Below are 24617 nucleotides of genomic sequence, written 5' to 3' on the forward strand. Positions count from 1 at the left end.
TCAAGCTCCTTCGTCCATCTGCTGCGCTGTCGCTTCGAACTCGTCCAACTCGCTCTGGCTGATGTCCACCAGCGGGAAGTCGGAGGGGGTGTGGCCACCGATACCGGTGTCGGCTCCGACATCCGTGGTGTGCGTGGCCAGTCCGGTGAGCATCGCGGCCCAGCCGTCCAGCAGGCTCCTGGCGGCCGACTCCGCCAGCAGCCCGGACGGCCAGGACACGATGAGGGTGAGCTGGGGGCCGTCGGGCAGGTCGTGGACGACGCCCATGACCTCCAGGGCGTGCATGACCGGGATCCGGTCGTTGGCACCGCCGCCCCGGCCACCGTCGCCGGCGGTCTGCCAGGCATGTTGCTCGGCGGGCTGCTGACCCTGTTTGCTCTGGTTCTGCTGGCCCGGGAACCTGCCCAGGTAGTTGAAGCCGATCTGGGCGGTGGGCAGCGCGGCAATGGCGGGCGCGGTCTCGGGGTTGAGATGACGGAGCATCCCGTAGCCGAGCCCATCGGCGGGGACGGCACGGAGCTGTTCCTTGACGCGCTTGATGGCCCGTCCCGCCGCGGCCCCGCCGGAGCGCAGCTCCATGACGTCGATGAAGCCGACGTCGAGCCGCACCGGGTAGCTGCTGGTGAACCAGCCGACCGTGCGCGTCAGGTCCACGCCCTCCGCCAGCGGGGCCCGGCCGTGGCCCTCGAGGTCCAGCAGGACCCCGGCCGTGTCCTGCCCCTGGCCGCGGCGCCACTCGGCCAACGCCGCGGTCAGGCCGGTCAGCAGTACGTCGTCAACGCCCGCGTGGAACGCCGTCGGCACGCTGGTCAGCAGCGCCGATGTGACCTCCGTGGACACCTTCACCGACAGCTGCCGGACGGTGGCGCCGAGGTCCCGCTCCGGGTCCACCGGCCGCGAGGTGAGGAGGGGGTCGTGGCCGTCAAGTAGCCGGGTCCAGGCGGGGAGTTCGGCGAGCCGTTGCCGGCCCGTGGCTTCGGTCTCCAGTGCGCGGGCCCAGTGCCGGAAGGAGGTGGGCACGGGCTCCAGCACGACCTCACGGCCGGCGGCCAGCTCGGTGTACGCCTCGGCCAGATCGGGCACGAGAACGCGCCAGGAGACGCCGTCCACCACGAGGTGGTTGAGGAGGATCAGCAGCCGTCCGGGGGTGTCCGGGCCGAGGTCGAACCAGACCACCTGCGCCATCACCCCCGCTCGCGGGTCGAGCCGATCCGCTGCCGCCCGCGACTGCTCGGCGATCAGGCGCTCGAGGTCAACCCCCGCCCCACTCGCATCGACCCGGTGCACCCAAGGTGCCACGGACGCGGTCGGGGGGACGAGGAGGCGGGCGGCGGGCTCGGTCTCCAGCCGCGCCCGCAGAATGTCGTGGTGATCGACCACCGCCTGAACGGCAGCGGTCAGCGTCTCCAGCCGCGTCCCCGCCGGGGCCACCACCACCGTGGACTGGAACACCGCGCCTATACGCTCTGCTCCGGCCCGCTCCAGCAGCTCATGCATGACCGGCGTCAACGGCACCTCACCCGTGCCCGGGTCGCCACTCCCCTCCAGGCCACCGGGAGCAGAAGCATCACCGGCCACGAGCGCCAGCTCTGCCGGGGTCCGTCGCTCGAACACCTGCCGGGCGCTCACCACCAGACCGGCCTTACGCGCCCTCGACACCAGCAGCATCGACATGATCGAGTCACCGCCGAGCTCGAAGAACGACGCGTCGGCACTCACCTCATCGAGGCCGAGCACCTCGGCGAAGAGCCCACAGAGGATCTCTTCGGTCGGGGTGGCCGGACCCCGGCCCGCCACGGTGGCTGTGGCATCGGGGGCGGGGAGCGCGGCACGGTCCAGCTTGCCGTTGACCGTCAGCGGCAGCGCGTCCAGCACGACGACCGCCGGGACCATGTACTCCGGCAGCCGCCCAGCGGCGAACTCCCGCACGGCCGCCACGTCCAGTTCGCCGTGGGGGACCACGTACGCGACCAGCTTCTTGTCCCCCGGCCCGTCCTCGCGGACCACCACCGCAACCTGCCCCACACCCTCACAGGCGGCTATCACCGCCTCGATCTCACCGGGCTCGACACGGAAACCACGGACCTTGACCTGCTCATCGACCCGCCCCGCGAAGACCAGATCACCATCGGCCGTCCACTTCGCCAGGTCACCACTGCGATACATCCGCCCACCCGGGGCAGCGAACGGGCACGCGACGAAACGCTCCGCGGAGAGCCCCGGCCGACCGATATAGCCCCGGGCCAGACCGGCACCGGCGATATAGACCTCGCCCGTGACACCCACAGGCACCGGTTTGAGGAACGCGTCAAGCACATACACGCGGGCGTTGGGGAGGGGACGGCCGATCGGCGGGGCCTCCTCCAGCGTGGCGTCCAGCGGAGTGGCGGTGGCCGTGGTGATGACGGTGGCCTCGGTCGGACCGTAGGTGTTCCACACCCGCGCACCCGCCGACCACCGACCAGCCAGCTCCGCACTCAACCGCTCCGCACCCAACACCCAATTACTCACACCCGGCACAGCATCCGGATCCAGCACCCCCAGCAGCGACGGCACCACACTCGCCACCCGCACCCCACACCGACCAACCATCTCCGCCAGCGCCCGCGGATCCCTACGCTCCTCCGCACTCGCCACCGCCAAAGTCCCACCAGCCGCGAGCGTGACAACGACATCGAGAACAGCCGCATCGAAACTGAACGACGCGAACTGCAACGCCACCACACCCGCGCCCATCCCCAACACCGGACGCATCGCCTCAGCCAGATTCACCACACCGCCATGCGCGACGGCCACACCCTTCGGCCGCCCCGTCGAACCCGACGTATAGATCACATACGCCAACTGACCCTGCACAATGACCGTCCCCAGCGGCTCCGCCGAGAAGGCATCGGCACCCTCGAGAAGGACCACGCGCGCACCGCCGAGCGGGACGCCATCAAGGCAGTCGACCGTACCCAGGACCACCTCGGCGCCACTGTCCGCGATCACAAACCCCAGCCGATCCGCCGGATACTCCGGATCCAACGGAACGAACGCCCCACCGGCCTTCCACACCGCCAACTCCGCCACCACCATGTCCACCGACCGCGGCAGACACAGCGCAACCCGCGACTCCCGACCGACACCGACATCGGCCAGAAGCCGCGCCAACCGATTCGCCCGCCGATCCAACTCCCCATACGACAACGCCTCACCACCACACCGCACCGCCACCACATCCGGCGCCGCCGCAACCCACCCCTCAAACCGCTCCACAACCGAACCACCAGACAGTGCGGCCTCCGTGGCATTCCACTCCTCCACCACCCGAACCCGCTCCACCTCCCCCACCACATCGATCTCACTGACCCGCACCCCCGGATCCGCCGCCACCGCCTCCAACACCCGCACCAACCGCTCCACCAACCCCCGCGCCGTACCCTCATCAAACAAATCCACCGCAAACAGCAACGCCCCACCCAACCCCGCCGGCACCCCCGCACCATCACGGTGCTCGATCAGCGTCACCGACAGATCGAAGCGGGCCACCGGGTCCGCGGTCGACGGAAGCGTGTCGACCTCCAGGCCGGGCAGCTCCCACTTCTCCGGCGCGGCGCTCTGCAGCGCCAGCATGACCTGGAACAGCGGGTTGCGCGCCAGCGACCGCTCCGGGCTCAGCACATCCACCAGCCGCTCGAACGGCACGTCCTGATGCGCGTACGCGGCCAGATCGGTCTCCCGCACCCGCGCCAGCACCTCGCTGAAGGTCGGGTCGGCGCTGACGTCCGTCCGCAAGACCAGCGTGTTGACGAAGAACCCGGCCAGGGCGTCCATGGCCTCGTCACCGCGGCCGGCGATCGCGGTGCCGATGGGGATGTCCGTGCCCGCGCCCAGCCGCGTCAGCAGCACGGCCAGTGCGGCCTGGGCGACCATGAACATGGTGGCGTTGCCCTGCTGGGCGGCCGCCACCAGCCGGGCGTGGGTCTCGGCGTCCACGTGCAGGGGCACCGTGCCGCCCCGGAATGAGGACGCGGGCGGGCGCGGCCGGTCGGTCGGCAGCGTCAGCTCCTGGGGTGCGTCGGCCAGGGCCGCGCGCCAGTAGTCCAGCTGGCCGCTGATCACGCTGTCGGGGTCCTCGATATCGCCCAGCACCTCGCGCTGCCACAGCGCGTAGTCCGCGTACTGCACCGGCAGCGGCTCCCACCCCGGCGCGCCGCCCGCCCGACGGGCGGCGTACGCCACGCCGATGTCCCGGGCGAGCACGCCCATCGACCAGCCGTCCACCGCGATGTGATGGGCCACGATCAGCAGCACGTACTCCATGGGCCCCGTCGCCAACAGCCGGATGCGCCACGGCAGATCGGCGCTCAGCTCGAAGCCACGCCCGGAGTGCGCCGCGAGTGTCGCGCCGAGCTCGTCCGGTGTGGTCCCCACGACGATCAGTGGCGGCCGACCCGCCGCGCCCTCCAGCACCTGCTGCCGTGGCTCGCCGTCCGTCTCGGGGTAGATCGTGCGCAGGCTCTCGTGCCGGTCGGCGACGTCGCCCAGCGCGGCCTCCAGGGCGGCGATGTCCAGGTCTCCCGATATTCGCAGCGCCAGGGGGAGGTTGTAGCCCGCACCTTCGCCGACGCCTTCGAGCCGGTTGAGGAACCACATCCGTTGCTGGGCGTACGAGAGCGGCAGCACCTCCGGGCGCGGCCGCGGCGTCAGCGCGGTCCGGGCGGTGCCGTCCGCGCGGGCGTCGAGCAACCGGGCGACCTCGGCCACGGTCGGCGCCGTGAACAGCTTGCCGATCCCGAGGTCGGTGTCCAACACCGACCGGATGCGGGCGATGAGCCGCATGGCGAGCAGGGAGTCGCCGCCGAGTGCGAAGAACGAGTCCTCCGCGCCGACCCGCTCCAGACCCAGCACCTCGGCGAAGAGCCCGCAGAGGATCTCCTCGGTCGGCGTCGCCGGGCCCCGGCCGGAGGTGGTAGTGGCGAAGTCGGGAGCGGGGAGGGCGGCGCGGTCCAGCTTGCCGTTGGCGGTGACCGGGAGAGTGTCCATGGCCATCACGGCCGCCGGGACCATGTACTCGGGCAGCCGCTCGGCCACGTACTCCCGCAGCCCGGTCAGGCCACTCTCGCCGTCGCCGCTGCCTACGACGTAGGCCACGAGGCGCTTGTCGCCCTGCCGGTCCTCACGGACGATGACCGCCACCTGACCCACACTCTCGTGCGCGGCGAGCACGGCCTCGATCTCACCCGGCTCCACCCGGAAACCACGGATCTTCACCTGCTCATCCACCCGCCCCGCGAACACCAACTCACCCTCGGCCGTCCACCGCGCCAGGTCGCCGGTGCGATACATCCGCCCATCCGTGAACGGGCACGCTACGAAGCGCTCCGCCGACAGCCCCGGCCGACCGAGGTAGCCGTGAGCCAGCCCGGAGCCCGCGAGATAGAGCTCGCCCTTGACGCCCGGGGGTACGGGGTTGAGGTGCTCGTCGAGGACGAACGCCTTGGTGTTGTCCCGCGGCCGACCGATCGGCAACACCGCCGGAGCCACCACCTCAGGAGCCACCGCATACGTCGTCGCGCACAAAGTGGCCTCGGTCGGACCGTACAAATGCCGGACCTCGATCCCCGGGCAAGCAGCCTTCACCTGAGCAACCGCACCCGCGGGCACCACATCCCCACCGGTCAGCACCTCCGCCAGCCCCGACAAACACTCCGGCGACTCCTCCGCCAGCACACCGAACAAACCAGCCGTCACATGCACAGCCGTCAGCCCATGCACCCTCACCAAACCCGCCAACACCGCCGCATCCAGCCGACCCGGCGGCGCCACCACCACCCGCCCACCACTGACCAACGGCACCCACACCTCAAACACCGCCACATCAAACGCATGCGGCGCATGCATCAACACCCGACCCCGAGCCGCCGCACTCCAACACCCATCCACCACCAACGCGGCCACCGCACCATGACTGACCACCACACCCTTCGGCACACCCGTCGAACCCGACGTGAACATCACATACGCCACGTCCTCCGCCGAAACCACCACACCCGGCGCCCCATCCAACCCACCGAACAACTCATCCACCACCACCGCACCCGGCACACCCAACCCCCGATCCGCCACCACCAAACCCACCTGCCCCAACACCAACCCCCGCCGCGCCACCGGCCACCCCACATCCACCGGCACAAACCCCGCCCCCACCTTCGCCACACCCAGCCACACCACCACCAACTCAACCGACCGCTCCATCACCACACCCACCAGATCACCCCGACCCACACCCCGCCCCACCAACGCACCCGCCACCCGATCCGACCACTCACCGAGTTCCGCGTACGACCACTCCTCGCCGCCGGCGCCGACCACCGCCACCGCGTCCGGGCAGGCAGCCGCTCGCGCCGCGAACAACTCCACCAACGACACCCCGGACACCGAACCCTCAGTGGCATTCCACTCCCCCACCACCCGCGAACGCTCACCCTCCCCCAACACATCAATCCCACTGACCCGCACCCCAGGATCAGCCGCCACCTGCTCCAACACCCCCACCAACCGCCCCGCCAACAACCGCACCGTGCCCTCGTCAAACAGATCCGTCGCATACAACAGCCCACCCACGAGCCCGGCCGGATCGCCTTCGCCGTCGCGCCGTTCGGCCAGGGTCAGCGACAGGTCGAACTTCGCGGTGGACTCCTGCGAGGTGGCCTCCACTGGTCCGACTCGCAACCCGGGCAGATTCCACCGGCCCTGGGAGGCGGGCAGGTTCTGGAGGACGAGCATGATCTGGAACAGCGGGTTTCGGGCGAGCGATCGAGTCGGGTTGAGGTCCTCGACCAGCCGCTCGAACGGCACATCCTGATGCGCGTACGCGGCCAGATCGGCCTCCCGCACCCGGGCCAGCAGCTCATCGAAGCCCGGGTCATCGCTCAGATCGGTGCGCAGCACCAGCGTGTTGACGAAGAAACCGGCCAGCCCGTCCAGCGCCGCGTCACCACGGCCCGCGGTCGCCGTGCCGATGGGAATGTCCGTACCCGCACCCATCCGCGACAGCAGAACCCCCAGCGCCGCGTGTACGACCATGAACATCGTCGCCCGGCCACGCCGTGCCAGCTCCACCAGCCGGGCGTGGGTCTCCGCGTCCACCTCCACCGGCAGGGTGCGTCCGCGGAACGTCGGCGCGGCCGGTCGGGGCCGGTCGGTCGGCAGGTCCAGCTCCTCCGGTGCGCCGGCGAGCGTCCGCCGCCAGTGGTCAAGCTGTCCGCTGATGACACTCTGCGGATCGCCGAGGTCGCCGAGCACCTCGCGCTGCCAGAGCGCGTAGTCCGCGTACTGCACCGGCAGGGGCTCCCAGCCCGGGAGTCGGCCCGCGCGCCGGGCCGCGTAGGCGGTGCCGATGTCGCCCGCGAGGACGCCCATCGACCAGCCGTCCACCGCGATGTGGTGCGCCACGATCAGCAGGATGTAGTCCGTGGGGCCGGTCCTGAGTAGCCGGATCCGCCAGGGCAGATCGACGCTGACATCGAAGCCGCGGCCCACGTGAGTGGTGAGGGCGTCGTCGATCTCGTCCTCGGTGGTGTCCACCACGACCAGCGGCGGCCTGCCCGCGGCGCCTTCGAGCACCTGCTGACGCGGGACACCTTCGCTCGCCGGGTAGATCGTGCGCAGGCTCTCGTGCCGGTCGGCGACGTCGCCCAGCGCGGCCTCCAGCGCCGCGAGGTCCAGCTCCCCGGACATCCGCAGGGCCAGGGGGAGGTTGTACGCCGCGCCCTCGCCGGCGCCTTCGAGCTGGTTGAGGAACCACATGCGCTGCTGCTCGTACGAGAGCGGCAGCACCTCCGGCCGGGGCCGCGACGTCAGCGCAGCGTGCGTCTGGCCGGTTGCCGCGTCGACCAGCCGGGCCACGCCGGCGGCCGAGGAGGCTGCGAAGAGCTCCCCGATGGTGAGCTCCGCCCCGAGGACGGCGCGGATACGGGCGATGAGCCGCATGGCGAGCAGGGAGTCGCCGCCCAGCTCGAAGAAGGACGCCTCCGCGTCCACCCGGTCCAGCCCGAGCACCTCGCCGAAGACCCCGGCGACGATCTCCTCGACGGGAGTGGCGGGGCCACGCCCGGTGGCGCCACCGAACTCGGGGGTGGGGAGGGCGGCGCGGTCCAGCTTGCCGTTGGCGGTGACCGGGAGAGTGTCCATGGCCATCACGGCCGCCGGGACCATGTACTCGGGCAGCCGCTCGGCCACGTACTCCCGCAGCCCGGTCAGATCACTCTCGCCGTCGCCGCTGCCTACGACGTAGGCCACGAGGCGCTTGTCGCCCTGCCGGTCCTCACGGACGATGACCGCGACCTGACCCACACTCTCGTGCGCGGCGAGCACGGCCTCGATCTCACCCGGCTCCACCCGGAAACCACGGATCTTCACCTGCTCATCCACCCGACCCGCGAACACCAACTCACCGTCAGCCGTCCACCGCGCCAGGTCGCCCGTGCGATACATCCGCCCACCCGTGAACGGGCACGCTACGAAGCGCTCCGCCGTGAGGCGAGGGTGTCCCAGGTATCCACGGGCGAGTCCTGCTCCGGCCAGATAGAGCTCGCCCCTCACCCCGACGGGTACGGGGTTGAGGTGCTCGTCGAGGACGAACGCCTTGGTGTTGTCCCGCGGCCGACCGATCGGCAACACCGCCGGAGCCACCACCTCAGGAGCCACCGCATACGTCGTAGCACACAAAGTGGCCTCGGTCGGACCGTACAAATGCCGGACCTCGATCCCCGGGCAAGCGGCCTTCACCTGAGCCACCGCACCCGCGGGCACCACATCCCCACCGGTCAACACCTCCGCCAGCCCCGACAAACACTCCGGCGACTCCTCCGCCAGCACACCGAACAACCCAGCCGTCACATGCACAGCCGTCAGCCCATGCGCCTCCACCAAACCCGCCAACACCGCCGCATCCAGCCGGCCCGGCGGCGCCACCACCACCCGCCCACCACTGACCAACGGCACCCACACCTCAAACACCGCCACATCAAACGCATGCGGCGCATGCATCAACACCCGACCCCGCGCCGCCGCACTCCAACACCCATCCCCCACCAACGCGGCCACCGCACCATGACTGACCACCACACCCTTCGGCACACCCGTCGAACCCGACGTGAACATCACATACGCCACGTCCTCCGCCGAAACCACCACACCCGGCGCCCCATCCAACCCACCGAACAACTCATCCACCACCACCGCACCCGGCACACCCAACCCCCGATCCGCCACCACCAAACCCACCTGCCCCAACACCAACCCCCGCCGCGCCACCGGCCACCCCACATCCACCGGCACAAACCCCGCCCCCACCTTCGCCACACCCAGCCACACCACCACCAACTCAACCGACCGCTCCATCACCACACCCACCAGATCACCCCGACCCACACCCCGCCCCACCAACGCACCCGCCACCCGATCCGACCACTCACCGAGTTCCGCGTACGACCACTCCTCGCCGCCGGCGCCGACCACCGCCACCGCGTCCGGGCAGGCAGCCGCTCGCGCGGCGAACAACTCCACCAGCGACACCCCGGGCACCGACCGCTCAGTGGCATTCCACTCCCCCACCACCCGCGAACGCTCACCCTCCCCCAACACATCAATCCCACTGACCCGCACCCCAGGATCAGCCGCCACCTGCTCCAACACCCCCACCAACCGCCCCGCCAACAACCGCACCGTGCCCTCGTCAAACAGATCCGTCGCGTAGAGCAGCGAGCCCATCAGCCCCGTCGGCGCCCCCTCCTCGTCGCGGCGCTCGGCCACCGTCGCCGACAGATCGAACCGGGCCGCCGGAGAGACGGCCGGAAGACCGCTCACCTCCAGCCCGGCCAGCTCCCACGGCCGACGGCCCTGCGGCAGGTTCTGCATGGTGAGCGACACCTGGAACAGCGGGTGCCGGCCCAGCGACCGGGTGGGATTGAGGTCTTCGACCAGCCGCTCGAACGGCACATCCTGATGCGCGTACGCGGCCAGATCGGTATCCCGCACCCGGGCCAGCAGTTCGGTGACCGACGGGTCGCCGCTCAGGTCGGTGCGCAGCACCAGGGTGTTGATGAAGAAACCGGCCAGCCCGTCCAGCGCCGCGTCACCGCGCCCCGCGGTCGCCGTGCCGATGGGAATGTCCGTACCCGCACCCATCCGCGACAGCACAACCGCCAGCGCCGTGTGCATCACCATGAACATCGTCGCCCGGCCGCGTTGGGCGAGCTCCACCAGCCTAGCGTGGGTCTCCGCGTTCACCTCGAACGGCATTTCGCCACCGGTGAAGGAGGACACCGCGGGTCGGGGCCGGTCGGTCGGCAGGTCCAGCTCCTGCGGCGCACCGGCGAGCGTCCGCCGCCAGTAGTCCAGTTGCCCGCTGATGACACTCTGCGGATCGCCGAGGTCGCCGAGCACCTCGCGCTGCCACAGGGCGTAGTCCCCGTACTGCACCGGCAGGGGCTCCCACCCGGGCAGTCGGCCCGCGCGCCGGGCCGCGTAGGCGGTGCCGATGTCGCCCGCGAGGACGCCCATCGACCAGCCGTCGGCGGCGATGTGGTGGACGGCGCCCATGAGGACGTACTCGGCGGGGCCGGTCACCAAGAGCCGTACCCGCCAAGGGAGTTCGCTACGGACGTCGAACGGCTGGTTCGCGTACGCCGCGAGCTGCCCGGACACCTCGTCCGCGGCGGTGTGCACCACCGTCAGCGAGGGTCGGCCCGCCGCACCGTGCAGAACCTGCTGGCGGGGGACGCCCGAGGTCTCCGGGAAGACCGTGCGCAGGCTCTCGTGCCGGTCGGCGACATCGCCGAGGGCGGCTTCCAGCGCGGGGATGTCGAGGTCGCCGGAGAGTCGCAGGGCCAGGGGGAGGTTGTACGCGGCCCCCTCGCCGGTGGTTTCGAGCCGGTTGAGGAACCACATCCGCTGCTGCTCGAACGACAGCGGCAGCGCCTCGGGCCGCGGCCGCGGCGTCAGCGGCGCGCGGGACTCGCCGCCCAGTTCGCCCACCAGTTGGGCTACGCCGGCGACGGTGGGTGTGGCGAACAGGTCGCCGATGCTGACCTCTGCGTCGAGGACGGCGCGGATGCGGGCGATGAGCCGCATGGCGAGCAGGGAGTCGCCGCCCAGCTCGAAGAAGGAGGCGTCGGCGCCGACCCACTCCAGGCCGAGGACCTCGCCGTAGAGGCTGCTGAGGATCTCCTCGGTGGGTGTGGCCGGGCCGCGCCCCTCGGCGACGTCCGTGAAGTCGGGGGCGGGGAGGGCGGCGCGGTCCAGCTTGCCGTTGACGGTGACCGGGAGGGCGTCCAGGGTGACGACCGCGGCGGGGACCATGTGGTCCGGCAGCCGCTCGGCCACGTACTCCCGCAGCCCGGCGGTGTCCACGTCCGCGTCCCCGTCGGGGACGACGTACGCCACGAGCCGCTTGTCGCCGGGGCGGTCCTCCCGTACGACGACGGCCGCCTGGCCGACACTCCGGTGTCCAGCGAGAACGGCCTCGATCTCGCCCGGCTCGACACGGAAGCCACGCACCTTGACCTGGTCGTCCGCACGCCCGCCGAAGACGAGTTGGCCGTCTCCGGTCCACTTGGCGAGGTCGCCGGTGCGATACATCCGCCCGTGCATGAACGGGCAGGCTACGAAGCGTTCCGCGGTCAGCCCGGGACGGCCGAGATAGCCACGCGCGAGCCCCGGCCCTGCCACATACAGCTCGCCCAGCACACCCACGGGGACCGGCCGCAGATGCTCGTCCAGTACGTAGACAGCGGAGTTGGCGATCGGACGGCCGATCGGCGCCGGGCCGGACGGCTCCAGCGGCGCGCTCATCGTGGCGCATACGGTGACCTCGGTCGGGCCGTACGCATTGATCATCCGCCGTCCAGGGGCCCACCGCTCCACCAGCCCCGGCGGACACACCTCACCCGCCACCACCAGCGTCCCCAGACTCTCCGGCAACTCCTCCACCGCCGCCAACACCGACGGCGGGACGGTCGCGTGTGTAACGCCGAACTCCGCCACCACCTCACCCAACGACCGCTCCGGCGGCAACCAGTCCGCACCCACCACCACCAGCGCAGCACCCGACAACAACGCCATACACATCTCGGACACCGCCGCGTCGAAACTCAACGACGCCAACTGCAACACCCGCGCATCAGCACCCACCGCGAACCGCTCGATCTGCGCAGCCGCCAGATTCCCCAGGCCACGATGCGTCACCACCACACCCTTCGGACGCCCCGTCGAACCCGACGTATAAATCACATACGCCACATCATCAACACCCACCGACACCCCAGGCACACACTCCGCCACCACATCCGACGAACCCCACACCACACACTCCACCCCAGCCGGAACCAACCCCCGAGTCCCCTCCGAGCACACCACCAGCACCGCCCCCGCATCCCCGACCATCCACCCGATCCGCTCCACCGGATACGCCGGATCCACCGGAACGAACCCCGCCCCCGCCTTCACCACCCCCAACAACACCGCCACCACCTCGACCGACCGCTCCAACACCACCGCAACCACGTCACCCCGCCCCACACCCCGCGCGGCCAACACACCCGCCACCCCATCCGACCGCTCCCCCAACTCCGCGTACGACCACTCCTCACCACCCACACCCACCACCGCCACCGCATCCGGAGAGACAGCCACCCGCGCGTCGAAGAGCTCACCCAACGGCCCCACCGGCACAACCCGATCAGTGGCGTTCCACTCCTCCACCACCCGCGCCCGGTCCCCAGACCCCAGCACCTCGACCTCGCTCACCCGAGCCACCGGGTCCGAGGCGACCTGCTCCAGCACCCGCACCAGCCGCTCCGCCATCGCGTGCGCGGTGGTCTCGTCGAAGAGGTCCGTGGCATACAGCAGATCGCCGTCGATCCCCGCCGGGTTGCCCTCGCCGTCTCGGTGTTCCGCCAGGGTCAGCGACAGGTCGACCCGGGCCGCCGCGGCCCCGGGTGTCATCGGGCGCACCTGGACGCCCGGCAGTGTCCACTCCTGGGGCGGCATCGTCTGCACGGAGAGCATGACCTGGAACAGAGGATGCCGGGCCAGTGAGCGGGTGGGGTTGAGTTCCTCGACGAGGTGCTCGAAGGGCAGGTCCTGGTGGGCGTAGGCGGTCAGGTCGGTCTCCCGGACCCGGGACAGCAGCTCCGCGAAGGTCGGGTCACCGCTCACATCGGTCCGCAGGACCAGCGTGTTGACGAAGAAACCGGCCAGCCCGTCCAGGGCCGCGTCGCCACGCCCCGCGACCGCCGTGCCGATCGGAAGGTCCTTCCCCGCGCCCATCCGCGACAGCAGCAGCGCCAGCGCGGCGTGTATGACCATGAACATCGTGGCGTCGCCGCGTCGGGCGAGTTCCACGAGCCGGGCATGGGTGGGCACGTCGATCCGTATCCCGGCCGCCCCGCCACGGTGCGAGGACACGGCGGGCCGGGAGCGGTCGGCCGGAAGTGTCAGCTCCTGGGGCGCGTCGGCCAGGGCCCGCCGCCAGTGGTCCAACTGGGCGGAGATCAGGCTGTCGGGGGTGTCCAGGTCGCCGAGCAGACGGCGCTGCCAGAGCGCGTAGTCGGCGTACTGCACCGGCAGCGGTTCCCACACCGGCGCCCGGCCCTGGCGGCGGGCGGCGTACGCCACTTCCAGGTCCTTGAGCAGCAGGTCCATCGTCCAGCCGTCCACCGCGATGTGGTGTGCCACGATCAGCAGGACGTACTCCGCGGGGCCGGTCTTCAGCAGCCGGATCCGCCACGGCAGGTCGGCGCTGAGGTCGAAGCGCTCCTCGGTCTGCTCGGCGAGCACCTGCTCGACCCGGTCGGCGGGGGTGTCGAGGACGACCATGCGCGGGCGTCCGGCCGAGGGTTCGAGGACGTGCTGGCGCGGCACGCCGTCCGTCGCGGGGTAGACCGTGCGCAGGCTCTCGTGCCGGTCGGCGAGGTCGCCCAGGGCGGTTTCGAGCGCGGGCAGGCTGAGGTCGCCGGAGACGCGGTAGCGCAGCGGCAGGTTGTACGCGGCCTCACCGCCCTCTTGGGCCTCCTCCATCTGGTTGACGAACCACATCCGCCGCTGCCCGAACGACAGCGGTACGACGTCCGGCCGGGGCCGCGGCGTGAGCGGGGGCCGCACACCGCCCCCGCCGGTGAGCTGCCGGGCGACTCCGGCAACGGTCGGCTCGGCGAAAAGCTGCCGGATGCTCAGCTCGGCGTCCAGGACGGCGCGGATCCGGGCGATCAGCCGCATGGCCTGCAGGGAGTCGCCGCCCAGCGCGAAGAACGAGGCGTCGACGCCGACCTGGTCGAGGCCGAGGATGTCGGCGAACAGCCCGCACAGCGCCTCTTCGATGGGGGTGGCGGGGGCGCGGCGGCCGGTCAGGCCCGCGTAGTCGGGGGCGGGCAGGGCGTCGCGGTCCAGCTTGCCGTTGACGGTGACCGGGAGGGCGTCCAGGGTGACGACCGCGGCGGGGACCATGTGGTCCGGCAGCCGCTCGGCCACGTACTCCCGCAGTCCGGCCGTGTCCGCATCCTCGCCGGGGACGACGTAGGCGACGAGCCGGCGGTCCCCGGGGCGGTCTTCGCGGCCCCCGGGGCGGTCCTCGCGGACCACGACGGCGGACCGGCGGACGGCCGGGTGGGTGGCGAGGACTGCCTCGATCTCGCCGGGCTCCACCCGGAAGCCGCGGATCTTGATCTGGGTGTCGGCCCTTCCGACGACCACGAGTTGGCCGTCGGGGGTCCAGTGGGCCAGGTCCCCGGTGCGGTACATCCGCCCGCCGGGGGCGCCGGGTTCGTCGGCGGCGGTGAACGGGCAGGCCACGAAGCGCTGGGCGGTCAGCGCCGAGCGGCCGAGATAGCCGCGGGCCAGGCCGGGGCCGGCGAGGTAGAGCTCTCCGGTGACACCGGCGGGGACGGGCTGCAGGAACTCGTCCAGGACATACGTCTGCCCGTTCTCGAGCGGCCGTCCGATCGGCACCGGGGCGTCGGCGTGGGCTGCCGGGGTGAGCGGGTCGCTCAGGGTGACGCAGACGGTGGCCTCGGTGGGGCCGTACGCGTTCAGCATCCGCCGTCCCGGCGCCAGCCGCGCCACCAGCGCGGGCGGGCACACCTCGCCCGCGGCCGCGACGGTGGTCACGGTGGCGGGCAGTTCGTCGGCGACGGCGAGCACGGACGGCGGCGCGGTCAGGTGTGTCACGCCGAACTCGGCGGCGACGTCGGCCAGCGAACCGTACGGCGGCAGCATGTCCCGGTCCGGCATGACGAGGGTGGCCCCGGCGGGCAGGGCGGTGCAGAACTCGGCGAACGCGGCGTCGAAGCTGGGCGAGGCGAACTGCAGGACGCGTGCGCCGGGCCCGGACCCGAACCGGGCGATGTGGCTCGCCGCCAGGCTGCCCACTCCGCCGTGGGTGACCACGACGCCCTTCGGGGTGCCGGTGGAGCCGGAGGTGTAGATGACATACGCGGGGTGTGCCAGCCGCTGCGGCCGGACGCGGTCGGCGTCGCCGGGGGCGGTGGCCGGGCGTGTCGCCAGCGCGGCGGTCACCTCCGGGGCGTCGAGGACCAGGCGGGGCGGCGTGTCGGCGCCCAGCACGGCCTCGGTCCCTCCCGTGCACAGCACCAGCTTCGGCCGGGCGTCGGCCAGCATGAACGCGATCCGCCGCGCCGGATACCGGGGGTCTATGGGCAGATAGCCCGCGCCCGCCTTGACCACGGCCAGCAGCACGGCCATCAGCTCGACGGACCGCTCCATGGCCACGCCGACCAGGTCCTCGGGGCCGATGCCACGAGCGATCAGCTCGTGTGCCAGCCGGTTGCCGCGCTCCTCCAGCTCTGCGTACGTCAGGCCGTGCTCCGCCCCGACGACGGCCAGGGCGTCGGGGGTCCGCCGCACCTGTGCCTCGAACAGCTCGGCCAGCGTGCCCTCCGGCACGGTCCGGGCCGTGTGGTTCCAGTCCTGGACGACGGTGCGCCGCTCGGCCGGGTCGAGGATCCGCAGCCGGCTGAGGGGCACGGTGGGGTCGGCGGCGATCTGCTCCAGCACCGCCGCCAGCCGCCGGGCCAGGGCCTGGACGGTGGCCTCGTCGAACAGCTCGGTGGCGTAGAAGATGTCGCCGCCGATTCCGGCCGGACTGCCGTCCTCCTCGCGGTGTTCGGACAGGTCGACGGACAGGTCGAAGCGGGCGGCGAGGGAGCCGGGCGGGGTGGGCCGGACCTGGAGGCCGGGCAGGTCCCACCGCGCGGGCGGGACGTTCCGCAGCGACAGCATGACCTGGAACAGCGGGTTGCGGGACAGCGAGCGCGACGGCGCGAGGTCCTCGACGAGGTGCTCGAAGGGCACGTCCTGGTGGGCGTACGCGGCCAGGTCGGTCTCCCGCACCCGGGCCAGGAGTTCGGTGAAGGCGGGGTCGCCGCTCAGGTCGGTGCGCAGCACGAGCGTGTTGACGAAGAAGCCGGTCAGCCCGTCCAGCGCGGCGTCGCCACGGCCCGCGGTGGCCGTGCCGATGGGGATGTCCGTGCCCGCGCCCATCCGGGCGAGGAGCGCCGCCAGCGCGGCGTGCACGACCATGAACACCGTGGCCCCGCCACGCTGCGCGAGCCCGACCAGACGGGCGTGAGTGGCCGCGTCGATGCGGACGGGGACCAGGCCGCCCGCGTACGAGGACACCGCCGGACGCGGCCGGTCGGCCGGAAGCGCCAGCTCCTGCGGCGCGTCGGCGAGGGCGTCGTGCCAGTAGGTGAGCTGATCGCTCAGCAGGCTGTCCGCGTCGCCCCGCTCCCCCAGCAGCCGCCGCTGCCAGAGGGCGAAGTCGGCGTACCGCACCGGCAGCGGCTCCCACACCGGCGCCCGGCCCTGCCGACGGGCGGCGTAGGCCGTGCTGAGGTCCCGTGCGAGGACACCCATCGACCAGCCGTCGGCCGCGATGTGATGCGCCACGATGAGCAGCACGTACTCGGTGGGTCCGGTGACCAACAGCCGTGCTCGCCAGGGCAGTTCGGTGCTGAGCTCGAAGCCGCGGCCGGCGTGCGCGCTCAGCTCCGATTCGACCTGGTCCGCGGGGAGGTCGACGACCACGAGTGGCGGATGCGCCGCGGGGCCGTCCAGCACCCGCTGTCGCGGAACGCCGTCGGTCTCCGGGAAGACCGTACGCAGGCTCTCGTGGCGGTCGGCGACGTCGGCGAGGGCGGCTTCCAGCGCGCCGGTGTCGAGGTGGCCGGAGAGGCGTAGCGCGAGGGGCATGTTGTAGACGCCCGCGGCGCCCCCACCGGCCTCTGCCCTCTCTGCCCTCTCGGCGCCCTTTGCCCCCTCGGCGCCTTCGGCGTCCCCTGCGCCCTGGCCGGTGGTCGCGAGCCGGTTGAGGAACCACATCCGCTGCTGCCCGTACGACAGCGGCAGGTGCTCGGGGCGCGGCTGTGGCTCCAGCGGTGGCCGCGCGTCGCCGTGCTCGGCGTCGATCCGGCGGGCGGTGTCGGCGACGGTCGGGGTGGCGAACAGGTCGGCGATGCGCAGTTCGCTGTCGAGGACGGGGCGGATGCGGGCGATGAGCCGCATGGCGAGGAGGGAGTCGCCACCGAGCTCGAAGAAGGAGGTGTCGGCGCCCACCTGGTTCAGCCCGAGGACTTCGGCGAAGAGCCCGCAGAGGATCTCCTCGGTGGGGGTGGCGGGCGCGCGGCCCTCGGGGGTGCCGGCGGTGTCGGGGGCGGGGAGGGCGGCGCGGTCCAGCTTGCCGTTGACGGTGAGCGGGAGCGCGTCGAGGGGCATGATGGCCGGGATCATGTACTCGGGCAGCCGGTCGGCGGCGAGGCGGCGCAGGGCCGCCGGGTCGAGCTCACCGGCGGGCACCACATAGGCGACGAGGCGCCGGTCCCCGGGGCGGTCCTCGCGGATGACCACGGCGGCCTGGGCCACGGCCGGGTGGCCGCTGAGGACGGCCTCGATCTCGCCGGGCTCGACACGGAAACCACGGACCTTGACCTGCTCATCGACCCGCCCCGCGAAGACCAGATCACCATCGGCCGTCCACTTCGCCAGGTCACCACTGCGATACATCCGCCCACCCGGGGCAGCGAACGGGCACGCGACGAAACGCTCCGCGGAGAGCCCCGGCCGACCGATATAGCCCCGGGCCAGACCGGCACCGGCGATGTACACCTCGCCCGTGACACCCACAGGCACCGGCCTGAGGAACGCGTCAAGCACATACACGCGGGCGTTGGGGAGGGGACGGCCGATCGGCGGGGCCTCCTCCAGCGTGGCGTCCAGCGGAGTGGCGGTGGCCGTGGTGATGACGGTGGCCTCGGTCGGCCCGTAGGTGTTCCACACCCGCGCACCCGCCGACCACCGACCAGCCAGCTCCGCACTCAACCGCTCCGCACCCAACACCCAATTACTCACACCCGGCACAGCATCCGGATCCAGCACCCCCAGCAGCGACGGCACCACACTCGCCACCCGCACCCCACACCGACCGACCATCTCCGCCAGCGCCCGCGGATCGTTGCGCTCGGCGGAGGTGGCGACGGCCAGGGTGCCACCGGCGGCGAGGGTGACGGCGACGTCGAGGACGGCGGCGTCGAAGCTGAACGACGCGAACTGCAACGCCACCACACCCGCGTCCATCCCCAGCACCGGACGCATCGCCTCAGCCAGATTCACCACCCCACCATGGGCCACGGCCACACCCTTCGGCCGCCCCGTCGAACCCGACGTATAGATCACATACGCCAACTGGTCCGGCACAATGACCGTCCCCAGCGGCTCCGCCGAGAAGGCGTCGGCGCCCTCGAAAAGGATGGCGCGGGCGTCACCGAGGGGGATATCGGTGAGGCAGTCGGCCGTACCGAGGACCACTTCGGCGCCACTGTCCGCGATCACGAAGCCCAACCGGTCGGCCGGGTACTCCGGGTCCAGCGGAACGAACGCCCCACCGGCCTTCCACACCGCCAGCTCCGCCACCACCATGTCCACCGACCGTGGCAGACACAGCGCGACCCGCGACTCCGGACCGATGCCGACTTCGGTCAAAAGCCGCGCCAAGCGATTCGCCCGTCGGTCCAACTCGCCGTACGAGACCTCCTGTTCGCCGCATCGCACCGCCATCACATCCGGCGCCGCCGCAACCCGCGCCTCGATGCGCTCCACGATCGAACCGCCGGGCAGTGTGGTCTCGGTGGCATTCCACTCCGCCACCACCCGCGACCACTCCGCCTCGCCGAGCACATCCAGCCGACCGACCAGCGTCTCCGGATCGGCCGCCATCTGCCCCAGCACCCGCACCAAGCGGTCCAGGAGCCCCTGAGCGGCCTCGGGGTCGAACAGGTCCGGGCGGTAGTCCAGCCGCAGCCGCAGCTCCTCCGTCGGGTGGACGCCCAGCGACAGCGGGAAGTTGGTGGACTCGCGCATGGCCGTGCCGGTGATCCGCAGCCCAGCGGCCGCCGCCGTGGAGTCCTGCGCCCCGATGGGGTGGTTCTCGAACGCCATGATGGTGTCGAAGGTCGCGCCGGGCCCGGCCTGCCGCTGGATCTCGGTGAGGCTCAGATGCTGGTGGTCCAGCAGTGCCGACTGCCGGTCCTGCACCTCCGTGAGCAGCTCGGCGACCGTACATGCCGGGTCCAGGCGCACGCGTACGGGCAGTGTGTTGATGAAGAGCCCCAGCATGCTCTCCATGCCGGGCAGGTCGGCGGGGCGCCCCGCCACCGTCGCTCCGAACACCACATCTCGGCGGCCGGTGAGCCGACCGAGCACGACGGCCCAGGCCGCCTGGATCACGGTGTTCAGGGTCAGGCCGTTGCGGCGGGCGAGATCCCGCAGCCGGCCGGCGAGCTCCGCCCCGGCGTCGGTGGCCGCCTTGCCGGAGGCCACCGGGACAGTGGGCTGTCCGGCCGGTGCCACCAGCGTCGGCTCGTCCGCGCCCGCCAGCTCCCGTCGCCACGCATCCCGCGCGGCTTCCTTGTTCTGGCGGGCGAGCCAGGCGAGGTAGTCGCGGTACGGGGTGACGGGCGGCAGACCACGAGCGCTGCCCCCGGCCTCGTAACACGTCCACAACTCCCGCATCAGCACCGGCAGCGACCAGCCGTCCAACAGGATGTGATGCAGCGTCACCATCATCCGGTACTCATCCGGCCCGACCCTGACCAGCAACACCTTCAGCAGCGGCGGCACCGCCAGATCGAAACGCCGCTCCCGCTCCTCGATCCCCAGCCGCTCCGACTCCGCCCGGGCCACTGCCGCGTCCAGCCCGGACAGGTCCTCCTCCCGCCACGGCAGGGTCACGCCCCGGGCGATGACCTGCACCGGCTGCGCAACCCCGGCCAGTTGCCGAAAGCCCGCGCGCAGGCTCTCGTGCCGGTCGAGCAGCGCCAGCCAGGCGTCCCGCAGCACTACGGGGTCCAGCTTGCCCTCCAGGTCCAGCACGAGCTGCTCGACATAGACGTCAATGCCCCGCTCGTCGTACACCGCGTGGAAGAGCAGGCCCTCCTGCAGCGGCGACAGCGGCCAGACGTCCTGGACTCGCATCTGAGTCATCGTGCTCCCCCCTTGTCCGCGAGTTCCGCTTCGAGCGCGTCGATCTGGCTCTGGTCGAGCGTGATGAGTGAGAAGTCCGACGGTGTGTGGCCGCCGCCGGAGCCGGTGGTGTGGGTGGCGAGGCCGGTGAGCATCGCCAGCCAGCCATCGGCGAGTCGTCGCATGTCGTCGGTGTGGTGGAGGTGCTGGGGCCAGGCGAGTGTCAACGTGAGCAGCGGGCCGTCCGGCAGGTCGCGGACCAGGCCGACGGCCTCCAGGGCGTGCGCCAGCGGGACCTCGTCGCCCACTCCGCCGCCGAGACCGCCTTCGGGGGCGGCGGACCAGGCGGCAGTCGTCCGCTCCGCCGTCCCGTCGGCGAGGCGGCCCAGGTAGGTGAAGCCGATCTGGGCGGTGGGCAGCGCGGCGAGGGTGGGCGCGGTCGCGGGGTTGAGATAGCGGAGCAGGCCGTGGCCGAGGCCATCGCCCGGGACGGCACGGAGCTGTTCCTTGATGTGCTTGACGGCCCGTCCCGCCACCGGCCCGCCGCCGCGCAACCCGGCGAAGTCCACCGTCCCGGGGTCGAGCCGTACGGGGTACGTGCTGGTGAACCAGCCCACCGTACGGGCCAGGTCGAGACCTCCGGACGTCCGGCCGTGGCCTTCCACGTCCACGAGGACCCCGCCCTCCGCGCCCTGCCCGCGATGCCGCCGCCACTCCGCGACGGCGGAGGCGAGGGCGGTGAGCAGCACATCGTCGATCCCGGCGTGGAAGGCCGCCGGGACCGCCGTCAGCAGGGTGGCGGTGAGCTCCGCCGAGGCCGTCACGGAGACCCGCCGCAGCGTGGCACCCACGTCACGGGCCGGGTCCAGGGGGCGCTCACCGAGTGGCACGTCGGAGCCGCGCAGCAGTCGGGTCCAGGCGGGGAGTTCGGCGAGCCGCGGTTGACCGGTGGCTTCGGTCTCCAGTGCGCGGGCCCAGTGCCGGAAGGAGGTGGGCACGGGCTCCAGCACGACCTCACGGCCGGCGGCCAGGTCCGCGTATGCCTGGGCGAGGTCCGGGATGAGGACGCGGAGGGAGAGCGTGTCCACGGCGAGGTGGTGGACGATGAACAGGAGCCGCCCTGGGGTACCCGGGCCGAGGTCGAACCAGACCACCTGCGCCATCACCCCGGCCTGCGGGTCGAGCCGATCCGCTGCCGCCCGCGACTGCTCGGCGATCAGGCTCGCGAGGTCGGCCCCGGCCCCGCTCGCGTCGACCCGGTGCACCCACGGGGCCACGGATACGGTCAGGGGGACGAGGAGGCGGGGCTCGGGCTCGGTGTCCAGTCGGGCCCGCAGAATGTCGTGGTGATCGACCACCGCCTGAACGGCAGCGGTCAGCGTCTCCAGCCGCATCCCCGCCGGAACCATCACCACGGTCGACTGGAACACGCCGGCTATGCGCTCTGCTCCGGCCCGGTGCAGCAACTCATGCATCACCGGGGTCAACGGCACCTCGCCGGTGCCCGGATCGCCGCTCCCCTCCAGGTCATCAGCGGTGGCCACATCACGGGCCACCGCTGCGAGGTCCGCCGGGGTCCGTCGCTCGAACACCTGCCGGGCGCTCACCACCAGACCGGCCTTACGCGCCCTCGACACCAGCAGCATCGACATGATCGAGTCACCGCCGAGCTCGAAGAACGACGCGTCGGCACTCACCTCATCGAGGCCGAGCACCTCGGCGAAGAGCCCACAGAGGATCTCTTCGGTCGGGGTGGCCGGACCCCGGCCCGCCACGGTGGCTGTGGCATCGGGGGCGGGGAGCGCGGCACGGTCCAGCTTGCCGTTGACCGTCAGCGGCAGCGCGTCCAGCACGACGACCGCCGGGACCATGTACTCCGGCAACCGCCCAGCGGCGAACTCCCGCACGGCCGCCACGTCCAGTTCGCCGTGGGGGACCACGTACGCGACCAGCTTCTTGTCCCCCGGCCCGTCCTCGCGGACCACCACCGCAACCTGCCCCACACCCTCACAGGCGGCTATCACCGCCTCGATCTCACCGGGCTCGACACGGAAACCACGGACCTTGACCTGCTCATCGACCCGCCCCGCGAAGACCAGATCACCCTCGGCGGTCCACTTCGCCAGGTCACCACTGCGATACATCCGCCCACCCGGGACAGCGAACGGGCACGCGACGAAACGCTCCGCGGAGAGCCCCGGCCGACCGATATAGCCCCGGGCCAGACCGGCACCGGCGATATAGACCTCGCCCGTGACGCCTACGGGGACCGGCCTGAGGAAGGCGTCCAGCACGAACACCTTGCTGTTGGGCAGAGGGCGGCCTATCGGTGGTGCCGTACCCAGCCCGGAATCGAGGGGCATGGCGGTGGCCGTGGTGATGACGGTGGCCTCGGTCGGACCGTAGGTGTTCCACACCCGCGCACCCGCCGACCACCGACCAGCCAGCTCCGCACTCAACCGCTCCGCACCCAACACCCAATTACTCACACCCGGCACAGCATCCGGATCCAGCACCCCCAGCAGCGACGGCACCACACTCGCCACCCGCACCCCACACCGACCGACCATCTCCGACAGCGCCCGCGGATCCTTACGCTCCTCCGCACTCGCCACCGCGAGAGTTCCGCCGGCCGCAAGGGTGACGACGACATCGAGAACAGCGGCGTCGAAACTGAACGACGCGAACTGCAACGCCACCACACCCGCGTCCATCCCCAACACCGGACGCATCGCCTCCGCCAGATTCACCACACCGCCATGCGCGACGGCCACACCCTTCGGCCGCCCCGTCGAACCCGACGTATAGATCACATACGCCAACTGACCCGGCACAATGACCGTCCCCAGCGGCTCAGCGGAGAAGCCGCTCGCCTCCTCCATACGCACAACACGGGCACCACCGACCGGCACCTCGGCCAAACTCTCCGACGCACCCAGGACCACCTCCGCGCCACTGTCCGCGATCACAAACCCCAGCCGATCCGCCGGATACTCCGGATCCAACGGAACGAACGCACCACCGGCCTTCCACACCGCCAACTCCGCCACCACCATGTCCACCGACCGTGGCAGACACAGCGCAACCCGCGACTCCCGACCGACACCGGTGGCGTTCAACAACCGCGCCAACCGATTCGCCCGCCGATCCAACTCCCCATACGACACCGACTCACCACCACACCGCACCGCCACCACACCCGGCGCCACCCCAACCCACCCCTCAAACCGCTCCACAACCGAACCACCAGACAGCGCGGCCTCCGTGGCATTCCACTCCTCCACCACCCGACCCCGCTCCACCTCCCCCACCACATCGATCTCACCGACCCGCACCCCAGGATCAGCCGCCACCGCCTCCAACACCCGCACCAACCGCTCCACCAACCCCCGCGCCGTACCCTCATCAAACAAATCCACCGCGAACAGCAACGCCCCACCCAACCCCGCCGGCACCCCCGCACCATCACGGTGCTCGGCCAGGTCCAGCGACAGATCGAAGCGCGCCGGGACCTGGGCGGCCGCCGGTATCCGCCGGACCCGCAGCCCCGGCAGACCCCATCGCGGCGCCGGTACGCTCCGCAGGGCCAGCAGGACCTGGAACAGCGGGTTGTGGGAGAGCGAGCGCGACGGGTTCAGATCCTCGACCAGCCGCTCGAACGGCACGTCCTGATGCGCGTACGCGGCCAGATCGGTCTCCCGCACCTGGGCCAGCAGCTCCGTGAAGGACGGGTCCCTGCTCAGATCTGCGCGGAGGACGAGGGTGTTGACGAAGAACCCGGCCAGGTCGTCCAGCGCCGGGTCGCCACGGCCCGCGATCGGCACGCCTATCGGGATGTCGTCGCCCGCACCCACCCGGCCGAGCAGCACGGAGAGTGCGGCGTGCACCACCATGAACATGGTGGCGCGACCACGGCGAGCCACGTCCAGCAGCCGGGCATGGGTCTCCGCGCCGATCTGGATCGGCACTTCGCCACCGCGGAAGGAGGACACCGCCGGCCGCGGCCGGTCGGTCGGCAGTGCGAGCTCCTGGGGCGCACCGGCCAGTGCCGCACGCCAGTACCCGAGTTGGCCGCTGATCACGCTGTCCGGGTCCTC

General features: G+C 71.6%; 2 protein-coding genes (1 of these 2 only partly in view). Both read right to left on the reverse strand.

Annotated elements, in window-relative coordinates; all coding sequences use genetic code 11:
• Positions 1–20541, reverse strand: a complete 20541-nt coding sequence (locus ACZ6TD_RS09070) for a non-ribosomal peptide synthase/polyketide synthase (protein ID WP_471352392.1) — start codon at positions 20539–20541, stop codon at positions 1–3.
• A protein-coding gene (locus ACZ6TD_RS09075) for an amino acid adenylation domain-containing protein (protein WP_471352393.1) crosses the window boundary here: on the reverse strand, positions 20538–24617 show its 3' end. The gene runs 6771 nt beyond the window's last position; the window shows 4080 of its 10851 coding nt (coding positions 6772–10851); its start codon lies beyond the right edge, outside the window; its stop codon occupies positions 20538–20540. The genes ACZ6TD_RS09070 and ACZ6TD_RS09075 overlap by 4 nt, the downstream gene beginning before the upstream one ends.

This window comes from Streptomyces yongxingensis, assembly GCF_055597465.1.

Coding starts and splice junctions, on each gene's coding strand:
- ACZ6TD_RS09070 (WP_471352392.1), bottom strand. CDS start 20,541: ATGACTCAGATGCGAGTCCAGGACGTCTGGCCGCTGTCGCCGCTGCAG.